The sequence below is a fragment of the Candidatus Baltobacteraceae bacterium genome (assembly GCA_036489885.1).
In the GTDB taxonomy this organism is placed as follows: Bacteria; Vulcanimicrobiota; Vulcanimicrobiia; order Vulcanimicrobiales; family Vulcanimicrobiaceae; genus JAFAMS01.
This window is the reverse complement of sequence record DASXEW010000003.1, coordinates 581,084-601,497: the sequence shown is the minus strand read 5'-3', so window position 1 is coordinate 601,497 and position 20,414 is coordinate 581,084. Positions and strand designations below refer to the sequence as shown.

Below are 20,414 nucleotides of genomic sequence, written 5' to 3'. Positions count from 1 at the left end.
CCGTCATTTGACGATCCAGAGCCAGAGACATGTGAGGAGCAACGCAGCCGGGACGACGCACAAGCCGAGCCGTAGATACTCGAATGGACTCACGTGCAATCCACGCCTGCGAACGATCGAGAGCCAGAGAATTGTCGCGAGCGATCCGGTCGTGGACATGTTCGGACCGAGATCGATCCCAGCGATGAGCGGATAGGCGAGATGTGTCGACGCGCTATGCGCGATGACGGTACCCGACATTGCCGCAACGGGAAGATTGTTGAGGAGATTCGCGGCGATGGCGGAGCCAAACGCTGCGGCGAGCAACGTACCCAGCGGACCGCCGCGCGCGGCGTCGTGCAAACCTGCAAGCGCCCACGCAACCGCGCCTTGATGAACGACCGCGTCGAGCAGCACGAACAGTCCGGCTAAGAGCAAGAACGTGCTCCAACCAACCTGCTCGAGCGCCGCGCGTGGGTTCGCCTTCGCAGCGATCACGACGAGGATTGCGCCCACGAGTGCAACCGGACCGAGCGGAACGTTCGCGGCCATTGCCGCGAGATAACCAAACGCGACGAGGAGCATCGTCAAGAGTGTCGCGCGCATGCGTCGATCGAGTGGCCTCGCCTGCGTGCACTCGTATCGTCCGCGCAACAGACGGCGAAAAAGCACAAGAAACACGGCGAGATTGAGCGCCGTCGCGATCAGCATCGGAACGAACAGATGAACGATGTACGGGATGAACTCCGGTCGAGGGATGACGAGGAGATTCGCCGGGTTCGAAAATGGAAGACCGAACGAGGCCGTGTCGGCGACGAACGTGCAAGCGTACAAGAACGGCAGCGCGTCGATACCGCGACCGGCGACGGCGCTATAGACGATCGGCGTAAAGACGATCGCAGTCGTGTCGTTCGCCATGATCGCCGTCAACAGCGCTCCGCTGCCGAAGATATAACAGAACAAACGCCGTCGCGAGCCGCGTGCCGCAACCACAAGCGCATCCGCAACCCATGCAATCAGTTCGCTCATGTCTGCAACGGCCGAAATCAGCATTAGTCCGAAGATGAAGACGAGAACGTTCCACTGCGCTGCAATCGCACCCAGCGCGGCGCGCGGCGGTTCGAACCGGAGCGCAACAAGCGCGAGCGCCCCTGCGACCGGCCAAATCCATGCTGGAATCCGCCGCGGTCCAAGCGCGACCAGCAACATCGCGCCCAGCGCGATTACGAGAACTACTCCAGCGATGGGAATCCGAGTCGCGCCAGGGCTGCATACGCGACGATACCGACCGTCGTCGAGAGATTCAAGCTGCGAACGGTTCCGGTGCGCATCGGCACGCCGACGACACGCTCGCGTTCACGTTCCAAAATGTCGCGCGGCAAGCCTTTCGTCTCCGTACCGAAGATCAGCGCGTCGCCGAGCGTGTATGGGGCCTGGTCGTATCGTTGCGGCGCATGCGTTTCCACGAACCAGCGCGGTGAGGCCGTGCTTGCGAGATAGGCGTCAAGCGAATCGTGGACCACTACGCGCACGTATTCCCAATAATCGAGGCCCGCACGCTTGAGCTCGCGATCGTCGATGGAGAACCCGAGCGGCTCGACGAGGTGCAGGGCACAGCCGGTCGCGGCGCACAGACGCGCGACGTTACCCGTATTCGGTGGAATCAGCGGCTCGACGAGGACGATGTGTAGCGGCGCAGCGGCGACGTCGCCGCTGGAGACGACGCGTCCCTGCGGTTGCGCTGTCACGCGTTGGCGATCTCGACCGTCGGTTTGTCGGGCGGCGCGATCACGTAGGCGATTCCGCCATGACTGAGCCAATTGCGTTGAAACTGCGCGCGTGGATAGGTAACGCGAATCGTCGGTTGCGCCGGATCGTTGACGATTGGGTCGCCGTTCGCGGCGAAGCCGCAGAGCACGACGAAGTGTCCGTCGGTTTCCGGCAACGGCGGATTGTCGAGCTCGCCGTTCTTCCACGCGAGTGTAAGTGCGAGTGGGACGCCTTCGACCAAAAACTTCCGCGCGTGTGCGAGATCGCGGAGAAACGCGACGAACGCGCGCAAACCGAAACGGCTTGCGTAGGCGACGTTGAACGCCCAGTTGCCGGTGCCGCGATAGGCTTGATCGTAGGTTGCTGCAGCGGCTCGCGCGACGTCGGTCTCGACCGCATTTGCAACCAGCAGCATCGCGAGCGACGCCGGACTGCACCACCCGCTCCCGGGATCGCCCACATATTGCGAGAGACGCGGAACGTTGAGCTCGATCGGCTCGAGCGGCGTATCTTGCGGGGCCCCTTCCGGCGGCGTCGCAAGCACGATCGCGTCGAGCTTCGCGGACGACTGCGTTTCGATCGCCGTGAACGGCTCTTGTGCAAGCAGCATGTCGATTTCGAAGTGTGCGCGCGGTTCGCGTCCACCCAGCGAGACACGCTCGTCGCCGCTCCAGCTGACGTACGGGAGCGGCGCGCTCCAGCTCTCGTCGGTGAAACGGGCGCGGATCGAGAGGCCACCCTCGGTCTCCGACCCGTTCCACGAGATGATGCCGCGGCGGGTCGGCGGACAGCGCAGGACGACTTTGGCGCGAGGCTTCGGATCGAAGATCAGCGGCATCGAGGCCTCAGATCTCCCATTCCCACGAGTTCCATAGGTTCACGAAATACTCCGCAGGCTTGTAGTTCTTCAAATCATCGTTGTATGCGGCGTAGCCGTTCTCCCAATAAAGGAAGATCGACGGAACAAGTTCGTGAATGCGCGCCTCTTCCTTTTGTACGATCGCTTTGCGCGCGCTGCGGTCGTAGGTGAGGAGCTGCTCGGCTGACGTCCGGTTCACGATCGGATCGTCGAGCCAGGACGTGTTCGCTCCGTTCGGGGGAATGAATTTCGCGCCCCACGAGCCTTCGTTGTCGGGATCGGGGCCTTGCGTGTCGGTCGACCACGACGTGTCGTAGTTTCCGCTGTAGAGCGGACCATTGCGCGCGAAGAGCAGGCTGACCGGATAATTGCGAATCCGCACGTCGATGCCAACCGAGCGCAGCTGGCTTTGGATCTGCACCTCGGCTTGCTCGTTGGGCTGATTCCCGGTCGCACTCGCGATCTCGATCACGAGCCGCTTTTCGTTTTTGTGCCGGAAGCCGTCAGCTGCGGCATGCCAGCCGGCAGCGTCGAGTAATCGTCCGGCGTCCGCGGGATCGTGCGGATAGAACGGCACGTTCGGCGCCGCCCATGAGTTGGGCGGGATGTCGCTGCGTGCGCGTTCGTTGTAGCCGTGATAGATATCGGTGTTGATGCGATCCCAGTCGACGGCTTCTGCGATCGCCAAACGGACGCGCACGTCGCGCAGGTTCGGGCGCGCAACGTTGAGTGTCATGTGTTTCAGGTTTGCGATCAGCCGGTGGACCACGTGAACGCCTTGGATCGCTCCGAGCCGCCCGATCTGCGTCGGAGCAACGCCGTCGTAGACGTCGATCTCATGACTTTGCAGCTGCGCGAAGAGTGTCTCGGTGTTCGGTATGACCTTCCACGTGAAACGATCGAGCTTCGGACGTCCTCGCCAATAGCGTGCGTTGGCGACGAACTCGAGCGATGCGCCGTGATTCCACTTCTCGAGAACGAACGGACCGCTTCCGACGGGGTCGTTTGCGTACGCGCTGCGCTGCAAGTCTTCTGGGTGGACTTTCGCGAGCAGATGCTGCGGCAGCAACGGGTACGCCGTGCCGCTAAAGCACAGTCCGATGATGTCGGCGTTCGGCCGGCGCAAGCGCACGACTGCGGTGTAGTCGTCCGGGGTCACGAGCGACGCAATGTCGTTCCAACCTTCGCGCAGCTTGACGTTGGTGCGATCGTTCATGACCAGCGCGTAGGTGAACGTAAGGTCGTGCGCCGTGACCGGCGCCCCGTCAGCCCACTGCACGCCCTTGCGGAAGTGCAACACGATCGTTTTTCCGTCTTTCGCGATGCCGTGGTTCGCGTATGTTGGAACTTTAGTCGCAAGCTCGGGTAAAAAATTGCCCTGTGCATCGTAACGAAAGACCGGCGCGAAGAGCAAATTGCTGACTTCGTCGGCGGCAGCGGTGTGCGCGTAAAACTCGAGCAGCGAATCCGGCTCATCCGGCGAGCCGTAGCGTACGTGACCGGGCAGCGTCCACGAATGCCGTCCGCCCGCGCCGCTTACGTTCGAGGGCGCAACGCAGCCGGTTACGAGTGCAAGTGTAAGTGCGAGGAGTGCGAGCCTCAGTGCGCGGCAATCTCGGGTTTGCGTTCGACGACGCCGAGACCCGGAGCGGTCGGCAGCACGATCTTGCCGCGATTGTAGACGATACCGCCGAATGGATCGGATGCCACGAGAAACGGCCCGTCGAGATCGGCCCAATCAACGAGTGGCGAGAGATGCGCAGCCGCAGTCGAGCAGATCGCGCTCTCGACCATGCAGCCGAGCATGATGCGAAAGCCGAGCGCGCGCGCCGTGTGAATCATCGCGAGTGCGGCGCGAATGCCGCCACACTTGACGAGCTTGATGTTGACGCCGTCGACACAGCCGACCAGCGCCCCAAGATCGTTTGCGTCCTTACTGTCTTCGTCGGTGACGATCGGTATGCGCGTGCGTTCGCGAATATACCGCAGCTTCGCGGGAGAGCCGGCTGGAATCGGTTGTTCGCAGAACTCGATCTCGAAACGTTCCAGCTCGTGCAAGATCGACACGGCCTGATCGGGTTTCCACGCCTCGTTGGCATCGATGCGAATAGCTCCTTGATAAATGCCGCGAATCGCTTCGATCGTTTCGATCTCGGAACCGAGACCGAGTTTGATCTTGAGGATTGGGTGTGAACCGGTTTCTCGCACTTTCGCGAGCATCTCGTCGATCGGCGCAATCCCGATCGTGAACGAAGTAACCGGTGTGCGCGACGGATCGAGACCGAGCAGCTGCCAAAGCGGACGACCAACGTCTTTCCCGATTGCGTCGTGCAGCGCGAGATCGAGACCGCAGCGCGCTGCGGGCGGACGGCCGTCGAGAATCGATTCGAGAAGATACGGCGAGTCGCCGGACGGAGGCCGCTGCGCGAAGTGCTCGCGTATCGTCGCTTCGCTTTCATGATAGCGCGGCGTCGGCGCCGATTCGCCAAGCGCGTCGACGTCGTTCCAACGCAAATGAAAAACGATCGTGCGCGCGATGTCTTCGCTGCTTCGCGCGATAGTAAACGGGTGTTTGAGCGGCAACTCAAGCGCTTGGAGCCGGAGGTCAAGGGGCATAAAGCGGGCTTCTTCCGATCTCGTTTGTCAAGCCCTTGACCGCTTGACGTTAGGTGGGATAATAGGGGTCGCTGTTCTGCGCGTGCTCGCGCAGGTGTCAGATGCTGGGCCAACGTTAAAACCACCGGGAGCACAAGCTCCGGATACGATAGGTGGGACGTCACACTGATGTCCCCTAGCGCCCGGGCCGCACCCACCTGCGAGAGCAGGTCCTCAATTCAGGCATCAAGACGGCACGTGCGGTTCGGCGACACTCGGTTGTCGTGCGTGCAATTCTGCTTCGGCAAGCGAGCTGCGCCAAGCGCTCAATCGCCGCGTGATGCTCTGCAGCTGACCGGATCCGTCGCTCGCGTCCACGCATAAGAATCCGCCGAACTCGGCCAGACGTTCGAGCACGACTTGATCGGCATCAGAGTCCGTGTACGCCAGGACGAGATGCTTGCGCACTTTCTCGTCCGGCGCCGCGCCGAGGGCGAGCGGATCGAGCGCGAAGCACAGCCATGCGGTATCGCTTTCTTTGCGTAAGCGTCCCAACTCGAAGTTGTCCGCAACAAGCGATCCCGGCACATTGCGCACCGCGAGCGTTACGTTGAGCTTCTTGGCTTCGGACGCTGCGCGCGCAATGATTCCGAGTGCTTCGTTCCAGCGCGTCACCGGATCGTTACCGCGCTCGGGCATACGAGTCAGAACGTACGGCGCGCCGAGGTGCGATGCAAGCACGAGCGCCGAACTTTCGCTCGCCGTCAAAGCGTCGTCGCGGACCGCGACGATCGTCAGCGCCAGGTCCGCGCAAAATTTCTTGATCTGCGCGAGATAGTCGGCGTCGCGACGCGGGAACTGCGCCGCATCGAGCACGACGCCGTCCACGTGCAGCTCACCGGCGCAGGCATCGAGCAGCTCGAGCTGCGTGAGTTCACCGGCGGCGAGCGCGCGGGCGAATGCGGTCGTGGAAAGAGCCAGGCGCATCGGCACGACCTTCGAAAGAGCCCGCAGTGAATCCGTTCTTGCCGCTGCGCATCGCCGCGCTCGTTCCGCTGGCATTCTTCGGCGTGTTCGGGGTTTTCACGCTGACCGGTGCGATCGTGCTGGCGCATACCGATCCCGCGAAAGCGCTGGTCTTTGGCGCGATCGCGCTCTTTTCGACGCTCGCGTATCCCGCGATGATCGACGTCGAGAGACGATTCTTTCCGCCACCGCCGCCGGAAGCTCCGCGCTTGCCGCTGGGGCTGTACGACGCGTTCTTTCTCGGTGGCGGATTGTTTGCGACGTGGCGACTCGCACCCCGGATCGATCCACTCGAGTCGATTGGCATCGCGCTGCTCTTGTGGATAATTGCAGGCGCGGCAGCGCGGCGTCGCGCGGCGGAGCCCGAGGGCACGCCGCCGAAAGAAAAATCGTGAAAACGTTGGAGCAATCCGCGCTGGCCGCGACCGATCCGAAAATCGCCGAAGCGATCGCAAACGAGGAGAATCGCCAGCGCGACAATCTGGAACTGATTGCGTCCGAAAATTATGCGAGCCGCGCGGTGCGCGAAGCAACGGCGTCGGTGATGACCAATAAGTACGCCGAGGGATACCCCGGAAAGCGCTACTACGGCGGCTGCGAATTCGTCGACGTTGCGGAATCGCTCGCAATCGAACGCGCAAAGAAGCTGTTCTCGGCCGAACACGCCAACGTTCAGCCGCACGCGGGCGCGCCGGCGAACATGGCGGTATTCATGGCGACGCTACAGCCCGGCGAGACGGTGCTCGGCATGTCGCTTGCGATGGGTGGACATCTCACCCACGGCACAAAGGTCAGTTTTTCCGGTAAGCTCTACAACGCCGTCGCATACGGCGTGCGCAAGAGCGACGAGCTGATCGATTTCGATGAAGTGCGCAAGCTCGCACGCGAGCACAAGCCGAAGCTGATCATCGCCGGCGCGAGTGCCTATCCGCGCACGATGGAATACGCGCCGTTTCGCGAGATCGCAAACGAAGTCGGCGCGACGTTCATGGTCGACATGGCGCACATCGCCGGACTCGTTGCCACGGGACTGCATCCTTCGCCCGTCCCACTCGCCGATCATGTGACGTCGACGACCCACAAGACGCTGCGTGGTCCGCGCGGCGGTCTGATTCTCTCGAAGGCGGAGCGCGCGCAAGAGATCGACAAGAGCATCTTCCCCGGAATTCAAGGCGGCCCGTTCATGCATTTGATCGCGGCTAAAGCCGTCGCGTTCGAAGAAGCGCTTCAACCCGAGTTCAAGCGCTACGGCGAGCACGTGATCGAGAACGCGAAGGTCATGGGTGAGGAGCTGCTGCGCGGCGGCGTGCGGCTGGTCGGCGGTGGAACCGACACGCATCTCTTGCTCGTCGACCTCACACCGAAAAATCTCACTGGTAAAGCGGTCGAAGAATATCTCGACGGTATCGCCATCACCGCGAACAAGAACGCGATTCCGTACGATCCGCAAAAACCGGCCGTCACGAGCGGATTGCGACTCGGCAGCGCGGCCGTGACGACGCGCGGCATGGGCAAAGACGAAGCCCGCGAGATCGCAAAGATCATCGTCGAAGCGCTCGGCGACATCGAAACGAAGACGAAGCAGCCGGCGCTGCGCGCACGCACCTTGGAGCTCACGTCCCGCTTCGACGTACCGTGAGCGCACAAGTGACGATCGTCGACCATCCGGCGGTCGCCGACCGTTTGGCTCGGCTCAGAGAAAAAACGACGCCGACCTTCGTGTTCCGGCGGTTGGTCGAAGAGCTGGGCGGATATCTCGCTTATGAAGCGACGCGCAACCTGAAAGTTCGCATCGAACGCATCGCTACGCCGCTCGAGGAGACCGACGCGACGCGCATCGACGGGCGTCCGGTCGTTGCGCCGATCTTGCGAGCCGGACTCGGGCTCCTGCCGGGTTTTCTCGACGTGATCGACGACGCGGTCGTCGCGCATCTTGGATTCTATCGCGATCCGCAAACGCTCGCAGCGATCCCGTACTATGCGAATCTTCCGGACGATCTCGCCGGGCGCCAGGTCTTCGTTCTCGATCCGATGCTGGCGACCGGTCACTCGGGATCCGCGGCATTGCGAACGCTTGCATCGCGTGGTGCAACCGAGATGACGTTCATCTGCATCATCGCGGCGCCCGAAGGTGTTGAAGAGGTGGTTCGCGCGCAGCCGGACTGCCGAATCGTGACCGCGTCTCTCGACCGGAGGCTCAACGATCACGGTTACATCGTCCCAGGATTGGGCGATGCCGGCGACCGGATGTTCGGGAGCACCAGTTCAATTCCAACGATGGTGAAATAAGCAACGCATGCGACCCGGGTGGGACGAGTACTTCATGCAGATCGCGCATACCGTCGCGACACGCTCGACGTGTCCGCGCGCGGCGGTCGGCTGCGTGCTGACGCGCGACCGGCGAATTCTGACGACGGGATACAATGGCGCGCCGAGCGGTGTGCCGCACTGTACCGACGTCGGTTGCATGGTGGTGAACGAGCACTGCCAGCGCGCAACGCACGCCGAAGCAAACGCGATCGTGCAAGGCGCACTGCACGGCGTCAGCGTCGCGGGCGCGACCGCGTACTGCACGCATCAGCCGTGCGTGAACTGTACGAAGCTCTTGATCAGCGCGGGCATCAAGAAAATCATCTTCGATACGTCGTATCCGGACCAGATCGCAATCGATCTCTTGCGTGAAGCCGGCGTCGGCATCGTTGCGTTCAGGACGCTCGAAGGCGTCAAGACGTGAAACAAGTCGAGATCCTCGCGATCGTCGCGTTTGCCGTAGCGCTGGTGTCGGCTCTGCTGGTGACGCCGCTCGTGCAGCGTCTCGCCTCACACGTCGGGATGCTCGACGAGATGGGCGAACGGCGCATGCACGACACGCCGAAGCCGCGCATCGGCGGGATCGCCGTCTATCTCGGCTTTGCGCTCGCGCTCTTTGTTGCGACGGGAATTGCGATCACAAAGGGCACGTTCGGCGCGGCCGAAGTGCACGCGCTGCTCGGATTACTGTTCGGCGGTACGTTGATCGTGTGCGTCGGCATTTGGGACGATATCATGGGGCTGCGTCCCCGCTACAAGCTCCTCGCGCAGGTCGTTGTGACGCTGCTGCTCATGCTCTACGGTCCCGACTTCCGCATTCACGGCACGACCAATCCGTTTCATCATGGGCGCTGGATCGATTTCTCCGGTTTACTCGGCGTCGCGCTCTCGCTCTTATGGTATCTCGGGATGATGAACGCGATCAATTTCGTCGACGGCCTCGACGGTTTGCTGTCCGGATTGACGGCGATCTCCGGCACGTTCCTGTTCGCAATCGCGCTCACCAAGGGACACATCGTCGTTGCGCTCGTATTGAGCGCGCTGGTCGGCGCCGTGATCGGGTTTCTTCCGTACAACTTCAACCCGGCCAAGATCATCCTCGGCGATTCAGGCGCGCTGTTCATCGGCTTTATCTTTGCCGCGGCGTCGATCGTCGGTGATGCGAAAAGTGCGGTCACGATCAGCCTCGTCCTTCCCGCGCTCGTTCTTGCTCTTCCGATCGTGGATACGTTGGCGGCGATCATTCGCCGCGCGCGCGCCGGTCGCCGCATCAGCGAAGCCGATCGCGAACATTTTCATCACGTGCTCGTTTTTAAATTCGGACTCAATGTGCGTCAGGCCGTGCTCTTGATCTACGCAGTCTGCCTGATCTTGGGCGCAACGGCATTTGCGCTTTCGAGCGCTGCCGGTGGTTCGATCGGCGCGACATCGCTCGCGCCGTGAGGCCGCTGCGCGTTATGTCCGTGTTCGGAACTCGGCCGGACACGATCAAGATGGCGCCGGTCGTGGCCGCATTGCGCGCCGCAAGTCCGGCGATTGCGCCGCTCGTGTGCGTCAGCGCGCAGCACCGCCAGATGCTCGATGCGCTTCTTGCCTTTTTCGAAATCACGCCCGACTACGATCTCGACATCATGCAAGAGGGTCAGAGCCTCACGCACATCACGACGCGCGTCCTCGAGGGGATGGACGGCGTGCTCGAGCGCGCGCGTCCCGACGTCGTCCTCGTCCACGGCGATACGACGACGAGCACCGCAGCCGCGCTCGCCGCATACTATAAGAAGATTCCGGTCGGGCACGTCGAGGCGGGGTTGCGTACCTCGACGCACTGGGAGCCGTATCCGGAAGAGCTCAACCGCCGCCTCACCGGGCGGATCGCCGATTACCATTTTGCGCCGACGGAACAAGCCCGTAAAAATCTGCTCGCCGAGAGCGTCGCCGATTCCGACATCATCGTAACGGGCAACACGGTCGTTGACGCGTTCCTGGCGGCGAGCCGCAAGCCCGCGCACTACGCCGAACTGGACTCGCTCGATCCGGCCCGCCCCCTCATCTTCATGACGGCCCACCGGCGCGAGAACCACGAGGCCATGGCGGGGATCTGCGAGGCGGTTGCCCAGATCGTAGAGCTCCCGTCGCGCCCACAGGTTCTCTGGCCGGTCCACCCCTCGCCAATGGTCGAGCCGGTCGTCCGCAAGCGGCTCGGGGAGGTTCCCGGCGTACGGCTCGTCGCTCCGATCGACTACCCTGACCTCGTCCAGGCCGTCCGGCGCTGTAAGTTCGTCCTGACCGATTCGGGCGGACTGCAAGAAGAGGCACCCATCCTGGGCAAGCCTGTGCTCGTCATGCGCAACGAGACCGAGCGCCCCGAGGGGATCCGGGCCGGGACGCTCGAGCTGGTCGGAGCCGAACCGAAGGCGATCGTCGCCGGCGCGCGTCGCTTACTAGAAGATGGCGAGCACTACGCACGTATGGCTCGCGCTCACAATCCGTATGGCGACGGACATGCCGCCGAGCGGATCGTGCAATGGCTTCTCGCACGTCTCCGCGGTGCGGAGGGACCCAAACCGTTCGTCTTTAGCGACGCTGCGTGACCTCGACAAAGATCGAGGAGGGACCGTCCAAAGCTGAGACTAACGGGACTCGCGCCGGTGCAGCCTCCGAAATGCACGCGTATATCGCGCGCAAGCGGTCGGTTTGCGCCAGCTCGCTGCTCCTCATCGTCCCTGTCGCCGCTTTGGCGTCGACACGAGCACCGGTTCTCGGACTCGATCTGCTCCTCGGCGTTTTCGGCGGCATCGCATATGCGCTGCTTCTGATGCGTACGAACGAACGGCTCGCGGAAGGGTTCTCGCTCGGAGCTCACGCCCGGAGCAGCGTGCTGCGCGTCTTCGCATTCGGCGCTCTTCCGGTGTTGACGGCTGTCATAGGCCCTATTTGGGGAATGGGGCTGTACTTCGCCGGGTTCTTTACGCCGCTGGCACTTTATGTAATAGCGGTGAAGCGGGAGATATCGAGGCAGCCTTAGTGCACCAACAAATCGGCGAACATCCCGAGTGGGTTTGGCCCATCGTCGGGACCGTGCACTCCGATACGCTCATCACGACGTGGGGCGTGATGCTGTTTTCGTTGCTGTTTTTCGCATGGCTTGGTTCGTCGTATCGTTCGCCCGCGAGCGTACGCCGCACGCAAGCGACGTTCGAAGGCATGATTAACTGGCTCGGCGATCTCGCGATCGGCACGATCGGACGGCGCGGCGAGCGATTCGTGCCGGTGTTCGTCTCGATCTTCATGTTCATTTTCATGTTGAATCAGATCGGATTCTTTCCGTTCAAAGAGCTGGGTTTGCCGTTCGGCGGGTCGCCGACGGCCGACCTGAACACGACGCTCGCGTACGCGATCATCGTGTACGTCGGAATTTGGGTCACGGCGATCGCGCGAGGCGGAATCGGCGCGTTCAAGCATCTCTCACAGCCGTTTCCGGCGCTGTTGCCGCTCAACATTATCGAAGATCTCGCGCGTCCGATTACGTTGTCGCTGCGCCTGTTTTTCAACATCTTCGTCGGCGAGCTGCTGATCTTCGTCGCAGTTCAGATCATCACGTCCGGCATCCACATCGGTGCCGTCGACCTCTCGCTGGCTGCGGCGATCATGCCGTTCCTCATTCAGTTCTTCAATTTTTTCATCGGGACGCTGCAGGCGTTCGTATTCACGCTCTTATCGATCGTTTACCTATCCTTGGCAACGGCCGAGGAACACTAGAAAGGCAACATTCTTGAACGAAAGTATATTGCTGTCGTCGGTCGTGATCGGTTTTTCGCTGATCGTTGCGGCCGTCGCACTCGGATCGGCGGTCGGCGACGGCATCGTATCGTCGAAGGCCGTTGAAGCGATCGCGCGTCAACCTGAAGCCCGCCCGAACATCTTTACCTTTATGTTCCTGGGCGTCGGCGTTCTGGAAGCCTTCCCGATCATCGGACTCGGCCTCGGTCTGTATCTGTTCTTCGTCGTGAGCGGCGCGCCGGCGGGCATTCCCCAAGTCCTCAAGTCGCTCGCGGGACACTAACACCGCCTAATGTTCCTCAAGCTCGACGGCACGTTTTGGATCCAGATAATAAATTTCTTTATTTTCTATGCGATCCTGAACGTGGTGTACATCAAGCCGGCATCGGCCGCGCTTCGCAAGCGGCGCGCCTATATCGACTCGGTTCACAGCGAGTACGAAGCCGCGCTTCGTGACGTCCAAGAGCTCAAGAACGAAGCGGATGAGAAACGCGCCGAGGGCCGGCGAGAAGGCGATCACATCGCCGGAACGGTTCGCAACGAAGCGATGAAGCAAGCCGAAGAGATCGTTTCGAAAGCGCAGGCCGAATTCTCGCGGATCGTCGAGGAATCCGAGACGAAGATCCATCGTGAGATGAGCGTGGCGCGCGGCGAAGAGCACCGGCTGGTCCAAGAGCTCGCCGATGAGATGGTCGCCCGCACGGTGGGACGCCTGTGAACTACGAAGCGATTGCGCTCTGGAGCCAGGTCGTCGCGGCTGTCGTCTTCGCGGCCTTGATCGTCATCGGGTTCATTCGTTTTCTCACGCCGACGATCGAGCACATGACTGCCGCGAAGAACGATGAGATTCGCGAGAATGAGAAGCGTCGTGATGAAGCCGCGCAGCGCGTTGCTGCCGCGCGGGCCGAGATCGCGGAAGCGACTGCGGACGGCGCGCGGATCAAAGAACACATCGAGCGTGATGCGCGCCGGGAGGCGGCGATCGTCGTCGCGGCGGCGCACAGCGAAGCGCAGCGTTTGGTGCGCAATGCGCACGCCGATTACGAACGCTCGCGTGTTGCGGCTCGCGACCGGCTACGGATCGAAATGATCGACAAGGCGCTGGCCGCCGCGCGCAAAACCGTTTCGGCCCGCATCGACGAAAAAGCCGAGGCCACGCTGGTCGGCCGTTTCATTGATGACCTCGCGCAAAAGGGAGGCCGTTAGTGGCTAACGAGACCCTAGCGCGCCGTTACGCGCAAGCCGTCTTCGATCTCGCGAAGGAAAGCGGAAAGATCGCCGAGATCGGCAGCGACCTGCGCACCGCTTGGGATGCGATGCAGGAAGACGACGGCGTGGTGCGATTTTTCGTTGCGCCGGTAATCGACCGCAACGAAAAGCAAAAAGTGTTGCTGGATGCGTTCAACGGGAAAATCGAGGAGCTGGCGCTGCACACGCTGTTGCTGCTGGTGCGCAAGCGCCGCGAGCGCATCCTACCCGAGCTGCTGCGCCAGTACGCTGTTCTCGAACGCGCTTCGCGCGGCGAGGAACCTCTGATCGTCTCGAGCGCGCACAAGTTGCCGCGTAAAGAGCTTGACGATCTCGTCGCGGCGCTCTCGAAGATGTATGGAAAAAAGTTCGACGTCGAGGAGCGCGTCGATCCGAGTCTTCTCGGCGGCGTCCGTATCCGCATGGGCGACGTCTCAATCGACGGTACCGTCGCGGGCAAACTCAACGAACTCATGAGGACTTTACAAACAAGATGATGTTGTTTCGAGCCCCCTCGGGGAATCTTCACTCATTCGAAATGCTTCCGGGCTCGGCGCTTTGGGGGCCCCATGCGCAGCATGGGGGGCGCCGAGCCTGGGGCGGAGCGCCTTCAAAATGATCAACGCAGATGAAATCGCCGGAATTCTCAAACAACAGATCGCCTCGTTCAACACCGATCTCAAAGAAGATCAGGTCGGAACGGTCATCGAGGTCGGCGATTCGATTGCGCGCGTTTACGGTTTGGACGCAGCGCAGTTTTCCGAGCTCGTCGAGTTCCCGAATGGAATCGAAGGCATCGTTCTCAATCTCGAAGAGGACAACGTCGGCGTCATCATCATGGGGCCGGACGAGGACATTCAGGAAGGCAATCGCGTGCGCCGCACCGGCCGCATCGCATCCGTTCCCGTCGGTGAGGCACTGCTCGGACGCGTCGTCAACCCGCTCGGACAGCCGATCGACGGCAAAGGCCCGATCGACACCAAACGGTATCGCACGATCGAGAACACTGCGCCGACGGTCATCGAGCGCCAACCGGTCAAGCAGCCGTTGCAGACCGGGTTGCGTGCAATCGACGCACTGGTTCCAATCGGACGCGGCCAACGTGAGCTGATCATCGGCGATCGTGGTTCGGGAAAGACGGCGATTGCGATCGATGCGATCATCAATCAGAAAGACCAAGGCGTCTTCTGCATCTATGTTGCGATCGGTCAGAAGAATTCGACCGTCGCTTCGCTAGCCCAAACGCTCGAGAAGCAAGGCGCGATGAAGTACACGACGATCGTCAGCGTGTCGTCGTCGGAGCCCGCCGCACTCAAGTACATCGCGCCCTTCGCGGGTTGCGCGATGGGTGAAGAGTTGATGTATGCGGGCAAAGATGTGCTGATCATCTACGACGATCTTACGAAGCACGCGCAGGCGTATCGCGAGGTTTCGCTGTTGCTGCGCCGGCCGCCGGGCCGTGAGGCATATCCCGGCGATATCTTCTATCTGCACTCACGTCTCTTGGAACGCGCGGCAAAACTGTCGGATGAAAAGGGCGGCGGTTCGTTGACGGCATTGCCGGTCATCGAGACGCAAGCCGGCGACGTTTCGGCCTACATTCCGACGAACTTGATCTCGATCACCGACGGTCAGATCTATCTCGAATCGGGGCTGTTCTTCCAGGGCATCCGTCCCGCAATCGATGTCGGCATCTCGGTTTCGCGCGTCGGCGGTTCGGCGCAGATCAAGGCGATGCGTTCGGTCGCGGGTCGACTGAAGCTCGACCTTGCACAGTACCGCGCGCTTGCGGCATTTACCAAGCTGGCTGCCGATCTCGACAAGAACACGCAGCAGCAGCTGACGCGTGGTGAGAAGATCACCGAGGTTCTCGTGCAGCGGCAATACCATCCGCAGCCGGTCGAGGATCAGGTTGCGGTCATCTTCGCGGCAACCCGCGGATATCTGGATTCGCTCCCGACCAATAAGCTGCAGGATTGGGTCGCGCGCTTCGTCTCGTTCTTGCACGAGCAGCACAAAGACATCACCAGCGCCATCAAAGAGAAGAAAGCCGTCGACGACGAGACGGAAAAGAAGCTCGAGGCCGCTATCGGGGAGTTCAACAAGAGCTTCTAATGGCGTCACTCCGAGATCTTCGCGACCGTATCAAGTCGCTGAAGAACACGCAGCAGATCACGAAAGCGATGAAGCAAGTTGCCGCCGCGAAGATTCGTCGCGCCGAAACGCTGCGATCGCAGTCGCGTCCGTACGCGGATGCGATGTCGGATATGCTGCGCGAGCTGATCGATGCGGTTGGCGCGATCGACCATCCGTATATGAAGCCGGGCAAGGCCGGAGCACCGGCCGGCGTCATCCTGATGACGGCCGACAAAGGCTTGGCCGGTTCGTTCAACTCCAACGTTATTTCATCTGCCGATGCGTACCGGCGCGAGGCGCAGAGCGGCGTGAAATGGTATAGCGTCGGCGTCAAAGGCCGCAATCACATCCGGCGGCGCGAAGAGATCGAACAATACTGGCCGCAATCGACCGGCGTCAAGATCGACGTCGCGCGCGAGATCGCGCAGAAAGCCGGTGAGGATTTTCTCTCCGGCAATATCTCGAAGATCGTGCTGATCTCGCAAAAGATGGTGTCGGTGATGATTCAGCGTCCGGAACAGCGCGAGCTCGTTCCGGTGACACGCGAGAAAAAGGAAGAGAAGAGCGGCCCACGCAGCGCGGTCGAGTTCGAACCGAGCCCGGAAGCCGTGCTCTCGAAATTGCTTCCGAAATATCTGGAGTTTACGATTTACTCGGCGATGCTCGAAACGGATGCGGCTTTCTTTGCCGCGCAGCTGATCGCGATGAGCAACGCGACCGACAATGCCGGAAAACTCATCGACGAGATCACTCTTGAGATGAACAAAGCGCGCCAAGCAGCGATCACCAAGGAGATCTTGGAGATCGTCGGCGGCGCCGAAGCCCTCGCCTCGTAGCATTTGAAAGAAAAGGCAATCATGTCCAGTACCGCAACGGAAAAAGCCACCGGAAAAGTCGTTCAAGTTCTCGGTAACGTCGTTGACGTCGAATTCACGGCGGAGACGTTGCCGAAGATCAACGACGCGCTGAAGGTCAGCGTCAACACCGATCTCGCGAAATCGCAAGGCAATGGCAAAGCCGGCCAGAGCGGGATCGAGCTTGGTGGAACGGCGATGCAGCCCCGGGAGCTGGTACTCGAAGTGCAAGGCGAGCTCGGCAACAATCAAGTCCGCTGCCTCGCAATGGGCTCGACGGATGGTCTCGTGCGCGGTGCGCCCGTGACCAGCACGGGTGCGGCGATTACGGTGCCGGTCGGTGAGGGCACGCTCGGACGCATCTTCAACGTTTTGGGCGAGACGATCGATGGCGATTCGACCGCCGTGAAAGCGGCCGCGTATTGGCCGATTCACCGTGAGCCGCCCGAGTTCGTGAAGCAAGATCCGACGACGCGTCAATTCGAGACGGGCATCAAGGTCATCGACCTGATGGCGCCTTATTCGCGAGGCGGTAAAGTCGGTCTCTTCGGCGGCGCGGGCGTCGGCAAAACCGTTCTGATTCAGGAGCTGATTCGCAACATCGCAGCCGTCCACAAAGGCTTCTCCGTGTTCACGGGCGTTGGTGAGCGAACGCGTGAAGGCAACGACCTCTATCTTGAAATGAAAGAGTCGGGCGTTCTCAAACAGACGGCCCTCGTCTTCGGACAGATGGACGAGCCGCCGGGCGTGCGCTTCCGCGTCGCGCAGACCGGAGTCACGCTCGCGGAGTATTTCCGCGACGAGCTGGGCGCCGACGTGCTGCTGTTCATCGACAACATCTTCCGCTTCATGCAGGCCGGCTCGGAAGTCTCGGCGCTCCTCGGGCGCATGCCTTCGGCCGTCGGTTATCAGCCCGGCCTTGCGACGGAAATGGGACAGCTGGAAGAGCGCATCACGACGACGCAAAACGGTTCGATCACCGCAGTGCAGGCCGTGTACGTCCCCGCCGACGACTACACCGACCCCGCCGTCGCGACGACGTTCAGCCATCTCGATGCGTCAACCGCACTTTCGCGCCAAATCTCGGAGCTCGGAATTTATCCGGCCGTCGATCCGTTGGCGTCATCGTCACGCATTCTCGATCCGGGGATCGTCGGCGACGAGCACTATAGCGTTGCGCGCGGCGTGCAAGAAACATTGCAGCGCTATCGCGATCTCCAAGACATCATCGCGATTCTCGGTATCGAGGAGCTTTCGGAAGAAGACCGCGCAGTCGTCGGTCGTGCCCGCCGTCTACAGAATCTCTTCTCCCAGCCGTTCTTCGTCGCGGAACAGTTCACGGGACGCTCCGGTAAGTACGTGAAGATCGCGGATACGATCGCGTCGTTCAAGGAAGTCCTCGACGGCAAACTCGATCATCTTCCGGAGCAGGCCTTCTACATGGCCGGCGACATTTCGGAAGTCAAAGAGAACGCCGAGAAGATGGGCGTCAAGGTCTAATTTGGCCAGCGTTGCGTTCAAGCTGATCACGCCGATCGCCGTCCGTTTCGACGGTGAAGCGGAGCTCGTGATCGCGACCGGCACTGAAGGCGAGACCGGCATTCTGCCCCATCATGCCCCCTATCTCACCACGGTGCGGCCCGGCGTGCTGCGTGCCAATGTCGTCGAAGGTGGCGCGACGAAACGCCTGGAGCTAGCGACGGGCGAAGGCTTTCTGCAAGTGCTTCCGGATCGCATCACGCTGCTCGTTGACGCAGCCTTCGAGCGCAACGACATCAACATCGACGAGACGCGTCGCGACCTGTCTACGGCGCAGGAGCGCCAGCGTTCAGCCGGCGGTGATCTCGAAGCTTATCGCCGCGAGCAGTCGATCATCGATCTCGCACACGCAAAGCTCTATATCGCAGGCATGCACTAAAAAGAAAAAGCCGGCTCATGCCGGCTTTCTATCTCTGACGCGGGTTAGCCGCGCCTGCGCTCGGAGGCAATCTGCGCGTTTCGGTCTATGGCTTGCGCCATGAGTCCTATCGCTTGGATTCGATCTGCGTTCGCAATCAAATATTCGAGACGCTCGTCGGGATGCTTGACCAGGATGACGCCATGTGCACCCTCTTCCATCGCACGAAGCATGCGCTCTATAAGCGAACGATCGTCGGTGGAAAACCGGCGTTGGGTGCTGGTGCTGCTTGGGTTCTCCAAGAGCCCGCGCAAGAAGGCGTCGAAATCCTCGGGTGCTTGCAATCCAGTACTCCGGTGAATATTTGCGGACCGGGTCGGAATATAGGAGGATTAGGAGGACCTATATCCGACCGGCCGCACTAATTTCATCGGCCGTTGGAATGGGAGACTTGAGCCCTGGGCGGCTTAGCCTGCAGACCTCGTCCCGGACCCGGTCCTCGAAGCGCGCGAACGCCTCCCGGTAGACTGTGGATAACTCGCGATTGGGGCGATGGACGCTCGAAGTCTTGATCCGCGAGCTCACGTCCTCGATCGAACGCAGCACGCCCGTTGCGAGCCCCGCGTACATTGCTGCGCCGAATGCTGAAGCTTCGTCATGATCGGAGACACGCGTTTCACATTCGAACACATCCGCGATCATTTGGCGCACGAGCGGTGCGTGCGTGAGGCCGCCTGAGAGTAAGAGCGCTTGCGGATCGATCTTCAGCTCTCGCATGACGCGCTGAACCGTATAGATCGCGAACACGACGCCCTCGAAAGCTGCGCGTACAATGTGTTTGGGTTCGTGCGAGAGATCGAGGTTCAGGAACGCACCGCGCAGATCGCCGCGCCAATATGGCGCGCGCTCGCCGGAGAGAAAAGGCAGCATCGTCAAACCCTCGGCGCCGGGTTTGCATTGGCTTGCGAGATCGACGGCGCGCGTGAAGCGCTGATCTCGCGGCACGTCGCCGAGCAGCAATGCAAAAAGCCACTCGAGCACCGCGCCCGCCGAGCTCGTCGGTCCACCGACGAGCCAATGCTTGTCATCGAAGATATAGCAGAATGTCCGGCACGCTTTGTCGAGCACCGGCGCGTCGCACACGATGCGGACCGCGCCGCTCGTTCCGAGTGTCAGCGCCGCGAGATCGGTTGAGATCGCGCCCGATCCGAGATTCGCAAGCGCGCCGTCGCTCGAGGCTAGGACGATCGCGGTCTTCTCGTCGATGCCGAGTGCGCTTGCGACTTGTGCGCGTGTGATGGTCCGCTTCGTTGAACATGCAGCCGGCTCCGAAAGCCTCTCGGGTTCGATACATGCGGCGGCCAGCGCTTTTGGATCCCACATGCGTGTGCGCGTATCGAGCATACCCGTCGCCGTCCCGATAGCGTGATCGACGAGCCATTCACCGGTCCAGCGATGGATGAAGAGCTCTTTCATCCCAACGAACCGGGACGCGCGCTTGAAGAGCGCGGGATCGTTTTCCGAAAGCCAGCGCAGTTTGCAGAGCGGCAGCATCGGGTGCATTGGCGCGCCGGTCCGCGCGTAGAGATCCTCTGCCGTTCCGTCTTCGCGCCAGCCTTCTGCAATCTCGGCGCTGCGGCGGTCCATCCAGTTGATGAGCGGCGAGATCGGCTCGCCGCGCTCGTCGAGGGCCAGCACGCCGTGCATCGCGGCCGAGAAGCCGATTGCAAGCGGCTGCACGGCGCGCAGCTTGATCTCGTCGACGACTTTGCGAAGAGATTCCATCGTCGCGCGATAGATCTCGTCGGCGTCTTGTTCGACGTGGCCCGGTGCTGGCGTCGAGAGCGCGTAACGTTTCGTCGCTTCGGACAGCTCGCGGCCGTCCGAAGCAGCGTTGGCGACGACTTTGACGGCGGTCGTGCCGAGATCGATGCCGATGAGGGCGCCTTCGCCCGTCATG

At 61.5% G+C, this 20,414-nt stretch carries 24 protein-coding genes; 16 read left to right on the top strand and 8 right to left on the bottom strand.

What is annotated here, in order from left to right; translation table 11 throughout:
- Window positions 1–3 precede the first annotated feature (3 nt).
- The 6 genes from VGG22_08850 to VGG22_08825 all read right to left on the bottom strand — a co-directional run bounded on the left by VGG22_08850 (window position 4) and on the right by VGG22_08825 (window position 6,190).
- Window positions 4–1,197, bottom strand: coding sequence for an SLC13 family permease (locus VGG22_08850; protein ID HEY1728465.1), 1,194 nt, complete (start codon window positions 1,195–1,197; stop codon window positions 4–6).
- Window positions 1,198–1,211: 14 nt separating this feature from the next.
- Entirely contained in the window at window positions 1,212–1,727 is a 516-nt protein-coding gene (locus VGG22_08845) for a tRNA (cytidine(34)-2'-O)-methyltransferase (GenBank protein ID HEY1728464.1), read from the bottom strand.
- Window positions 1,724–2,587, bottom strand: a complete 864-nt coding sequence (locus VGG22_08840) for a C39 family peptidase (GenBank protein HEY1728463.1) — start codon at window positions 2,585–2,587, stop codon at window positions 1,724–1,726. The genes VGG22_08845 and VGG22_08840 overlap by 4 nt, the downstream gene beginning before the upstream one ends.
- 7 nt (window positions 2,588–2,594) lie before the next feature.
- Entirely contained in the window at window positions 2,595–4,022 is a 1,428-nt protein-coding gene (locus VGG22_08835) for a peptide ABC transporter substrate-binding protein (protein HEY1728462.1), read from the bottom strand.
- 185 nt (window positions 4,023–4,207) lie between these two features.
- On the bottom strand, window positions 4,208–5,224 hold the full coding sequence (locus VGG22_08830; GenBank protein ID HEY1728461.1) for a dipeptide epimerase: 1,017 nt from the start codon (window positions 5,222–5,224) through the stop codon (window positions 4,208–4,210).
- Between the two features lie 225 nt (window positions 5,225–5,449).
- Complete coding sequence (locus VGG22_08825) at window positions 5,450–6,190, bottom strand: hypothetical protein (GenBank protein ID HEY1728460.1); 741 nt, start codon at window positions 6,188–6,190, stop codon at window positions 5,450–5,452.
- 26 nt (window positions 6,191–6,216) lie between these two features.
- On the opposite strand from VGG22_08825, the gene VGG22_08820 reads away from it, so the two are divergent.
- The 16 genes from VGG22_08820 to atpC all read left to right on the top strand — a co-directional run bounded on the left by VGG22_08820 (window position 6,217) and on the right by atpC (window position 18,475).
- Window positions 6,217–6,624: a hypothetical protein gene (locus tag VGG22_08820; protein ID HEY1728459.1), complete on the top strand. Its 408-nt coding sequence runs from the start codon at window positions 6,217–6,219 to the stop codon at window positions 6,622–6,624.
- The gene (glyA, locus tag VGG22_08815; protein HEY1728458.1) at window positions 6,621–7,868 is read left to right on the top strand and encodes a serine hydroxymethyltransferase; all 1,248 of its coding nucleotides are present in this window, start codon (window positions 6,621–6,623) and stop codon (window positions 7,866–7,868) included. Before VGG22_08820 ends, glyA begins: the two co-directional genes overlap by 4 nt.
- Window positions 7,865–8,518 (top strand): uracil phosphoribosyltransferase, encoded by a 654-nt coding sequence (gene upp, locus VGG22_08810; protein HEY1728457.1) that lies wholly within the window; start codon window positions 7,865–7,867, stop codon window positions 8,516–8,518. Before glyA ends, upp begins: the two co-directional genes overlap by 4 nt.
- 7 nt (window positions 8,519–8,525) lie before the next feature.
- Window positions 8,526–8,963: a cytidine/deoxycytidylate deaminase family protein gene (locus tag VGG22_08805; protein HEY1728456.1), complete on the top strand. Its 438-nt coding sequence runs from the start codon at window positions 8,526–8,528 to the stop codon at window positions 8,961–8,963.
- A complete protein-coding gene (locus tag VGG22_08800) occupies window positions 8,960–9,982 on the top strand; it encodes an MraY family glycosyltransferase (GenBank protein HEY1728455.1) in 1,023 nt (340 codons plus the stop codon). Before VGG22_08805 ends, VGG22_08800 begins: the two co-directional genes overlap by 4 nt.
- On the top strand, window positions 9,979–11,130 hold the full coding sequence (gene wecB, locus VGG22_08795) for a UDP-N-acetylglucosamine 2-epimerase (non-hydrolyzing) (GenBank protein HEY1728454.1): 1,152 nt from the start codon (window positions 9,979–9,981) through the stop codon (window positions 11,128–11,130). Before VGG22_08800 ends, wecB begins: the two co-directional genes overlap by 4 nt.
- A 71-nt stretch (window positions 11,131–11,201) precedes the next feature.
- Window positions 11,202–11,564, top strand: coding sequence for a hypothetical protein (locus VGG22_08790; protein ID HEY1728453.1), 363 nt, complete (start codon window positions 11,202–11,204; stop codon window positions 11,562–11,564).
- Window positions 11,564–12,298 carry a F0F1 ATP synthase subunit A gene (atpB, locus tag VGG22_08785; protein ID HEY1728452.1) on the top strand — a complete coding sequence of 245 codons (735 nt, stop codon included), beginning with the start codon at window positions 11,564–11,566 and terminating at the stop codon, window positions 12,296–12,298. Before VGG22_08790 ends, atpB begins: the two co-directional genes overlap by 1 nt.
- Window positions 12,299–12,341: 43 nt before the next feature.
- Entirely contained in the window at window positions 12,342–12,602 is a 261-nt protein-coding gene (gene atpE / locus VGG22_08780; protein ID HEY1728451.1) for an ATP synthase F0 subunit C, read from the top strand.
- A 9-nt stretch (window positions 12,603–12,611) separates the two neighbouring features.
- Window positions 12,612–13,037 (top strand): ATP synthase F0 subunit B, encoded by a 426-nt coding sequence (locus tag VGG22_08775; protein HEY1728450.1) that lies wholly within the window; start codon window positions 12,612–12,614, stop codon window positions 13,035–13,037.
- Window positions 13,034–13,525: a hypothetical protein gene (locus tag VGG22_08770; protein ID HEY1728449.1), complete on the top strand. Its 492-nt coding sequence runs from the start codon at window positions 13,034–13,036 to the stop codon at window positions 13,523–13,525. The genes VGG22_08775 and VGG22_08770 overlap by 4 nt, the downstream gene beginning before the upstream one ends.
- Window positions 13,525–14,064 carry an ATP synthase F1 subunit delta gene (atpH, locus tag VGG22_08765; GenBank protein HEY1728448.1) on the top strand — a complete coding sequence of 180 codons (540 nt, stop codon included), beginning with the start codon at window positions 13,525–13,527 and terminating at the stop codon, window positions 14,062–14,064. The genes VGG22_08770 and atpH overlap by 1 nt, the downstream gene beginning before the upstream one ends.
- A 118-nt stretch (window positions 14,065–14,182) precedes the next feature.
- Window positions 14,183–15,682 carry a F0F1 ATP synthase subunit alpha gene (atpA, locus tag VGG22_08760; GenBank protein HEY1728447.1) on the top strand — a complete coding sequence of 500 codons (1,500 nt, stop codon included), beginning with the start codon at window positions 14,183–14,185 and terminating at the stop codon, window positions 15,680–15,682.
- Window positions 15,682–16,539, top strand: coding sequence for an ATP synthase F1 subunit gamma (atpG, locus tag VGG22_08755; GenBank protein ID HEY1728446.1), 858 nt, complete (start codon window positions 15,682–15,684; stop codon window positions 16,537–16,539). The genes atpA and atpG overlap by 1 nt, the downstream gene beginning before the upstream one ends.
- 21 nt (window positions 16,540–16,560) lie before the next feature.
- Entirely contained in the window at window positions 16,561–18,057 is a 1,497-nt protein-coding gene (gene atpD, locus VGG22_08750) for a F0F1 ATP synthase subunit beta (GenBank protein ID HEY1728445.1), read from the top strand.
- A gap of 1 nt (window position 18,058) precedes the next feature.
- Window positions 18,059–18,475, top strand: coding sequence for an ATP synthase F1 subunit epsilon (gene atpC, locus VGG22_08745; GenBank protein HEY1728444.1), 417 nt, complete (start codon window positions 18,059–18,061; stop codon window positions 18,473–18,475).
- A 44-nt stretch (window positions 18,476–18,519) separates the two neighbouring features.
- Here atpC and VGG22_08740 read toward each other — a convergent pair whose 3' ends face one another.
- Window positions 18,520–18,798, bottom strand: coding sequence for a hypothetical protein (locus VGG22_08740; GenBank protein HEY1728443.1), 279 nt, complete (start codon window positions 18,796–18,798; stop codon window positions 18,520–18,522).
- Window positions 18,799–18,856: 58 nt separating this feature from the next.
- Window positions 18,857–20,413 carry a gluconokinase gene (locus VGG22_08735; protein ID HEY1728442.1) on the bottom strand — a complete coding sequence of 519 codons (1,557 nt, stop codon included), beginning with the start codon at window positions 20,411–20,413 and terminating at the stop codon, window positions 18,857–18,859.
- Window position 20,414 lies beyond the last annotated feature (1 nt).

Bases quoted from the DNA above. Each gene is read 5' to 3' on its own strand.
- VGG22_08735 (HEY1728442.1), bottom strand. From the start codon at position 20,413: ATGACGGGCGAAGGCGCCCTCATCGGCATCGATCTCGGCACGACCGCC.
- VGG22_08805 (HEY1728456.1), top strand. From the start codon at position 8,526: ATGCGACCCGGGTGGGACGAGTACTTCATGCAGATCGCGCATACCGTC.
- VGG22_08840 (HEY1728463.1), bottom strand. From the start codon at position 2,587: ATGCCGCTGATCTTCGATCCGAAGCCTCGCGCCAAAGTCGTCCTGCGC.
- atpG (HEY1728446.1), top strand. From the start codon at position 15,682: ATGGCGTCACTCCGAGATCTTCGCGACCGTATCAAGTCGCTGAAGAAC.
- atpA (HEY1728447.1), top strand. From the start codon at position 14,183: ATGATCAACGCAGATGAAATCGCCGGAATTCTCAAACAACAGATCGCC.
- VGG22_08775 (HEY1728450.1), top strand. From the start codon at position 12,612: ATGTTCCTCAAGCTCGACGGCACGTTTTGGATCCAGATAATAAATTTC.
- atpD (HEY1728445.1), top strand. From the start codon at position 16,561: ATGTCCAGTACCGCAACGGAAAAAGCCACCGGAAAAGTCGTTCAAGTT.
- VGG22_08825 (HEY1728460.1), bottom strand. From the start codon at position 6,190: ATGCGCCTGGCTCTTTCCACGACCGCATTCGCCCGCGCGCTCGCCGCC.
- VGG22_08830 (HEY1728461.1), bottom strand. From the start codon at position 5,224: ATGCCCCTTGACCTCCGGCTCCAAGCGCTTGAGTTGCCGCTCAAACAC.
- VGG22_08790 (HEY1728453.1), top strand. From the start codon at position 11,202: ATGCACGCGTATATCGCGCGCAAGCGGTCGGTTTGCGCCAGCTCGCTG.